Here is a 1,279-nt window from a genome sequence, read left to right on the forward strand (position 1 = left end):
GCGGGCGGCCCCGACGGCGGCACCGCCGACGGCGGCAAGGTCACCCTGCGCTGGTCGACCTGGGGCTCGGCCGAGGACACGGCGGTCTTCAAGGCCTTCACCGACGAGTTCGCCAGGAAGCACCCGAACATCACCCTCAAGCTGGAGCAGGTCGCCTCCTACGACGACTACCAGCCCAAGCTGCTCACCCAGCTCACCTCCAAGACCGCCCCCGACGTCTTCTACGTCGGCGACGACTACATCGGCAAGCTGGTCGCCGACGGCGTGCTCGCCCCGCTGGACGACCGGCTCGCCGGGCCGGACAGCCGCAGCAGGCCGGCCGACTTCTTCGAGGGCATCTACGGCGGCGCCAAGAAGGACGGCGTCACCTACGGCGTCCCCAACGACACCAACCCCGAGGTGCTCTGGTTCGACAAGAAGGCCCTGGCCGCGGCCGGCATCACCGAGGACCCGGCCGCGCTCAACGAGGCCGGCCGGTGGACCATGGCCAAGTACCTGGAGATGAACGCCAAGCTCAAGGCCGCGGGCCTGACCGGCTCGATCTTCTGGAACTGGTACGGCGCCAACTACAGCGTGGTCAACGGCTTCGGCGGCAAGGTCTGGGACGGCGGAAGGTTCGTCGCGACCACCGACCCGAAGACCCGCCAGGCGTTCAGGACCCTCGCCGACGGCTACCGGGACAAGACCTTCGCCTCCGCCGACCTGCTGCCCGAGGGCAACGGCGCGGCCACCCAGTTCGTCAAGCACAAGGCCGGCTTCTACGCCGGCGGCCGCTGGGTGATCGAGGGCATCGACAAGGGCGGCGACCGCGCGAACTACGACATCGTGCCGTTCCCGTCCGAGTCCGGGCAGCCGATCCCGGGCGCCGTCGCCGCCTCCTACCTGGCCATCAACAAGGACAGCGGGCACCAGAAGGAGGCCTTCACCTTCCTGACCGAGTTCGTCAGCAAGGAGGGCCAGCAGCTGCGGCTCAAGGGCGGCAGCGGCGTCCCGTCCGTGCGCGGCGCCGAGAGCCTGGTGACCGACGGGAACTACCCGCCGCACTCCAAGACCTTCCTGGACGTGCGCGACCGGGGCTTCGCCAACTACCCCGACGAGGTCGCCGTTCCCGGCCTGACCAAGGCGATCAACGACCAGCTGATGAAGATCTGGGAGGGCAAGGCCGGCTTCGACGAGGGCATGACCCGGCTCCAGACCCTGGTCGACGGCATGAAGGGCGGGCAGGGGTGAGCGCCGTCACCCAGGCGGCGGCCCGGCGGCGCAAGCGCTCCGCCGCCGG

Annotated in this window: 1 protein-coding gene; it reads left to right on the top strand. The window is 70.1% G+C overall.

The genetic code is table 11. The features are described from left to right. Positions 1-45 precede the first annotated feature (45 nt). On the top strand, positions 46-1,230 hold the full coding sequence (locus tag ABD308_RS09935; protein ID WP_344331000.1) for an ABC transporter substrate-binding protein: 1,185 nt from the start codon (positions 46-48) through the stop codon (positions 1,228-1,230). Positions 1,231-1,279: the final 49 nt, after the last annotated feature.

Origin of the sequence: Kitasatospora putterlickiae, assembly GCF_039527695.1 — a bacterium.
GTDB classification, from domain to species: domain Bacteria; phylum Actinomycetota; class Actinomycetes; order Streptomycetales; family Streptomycetaceae; genus Kitasatospora; species Kitasatospora putterlickiae.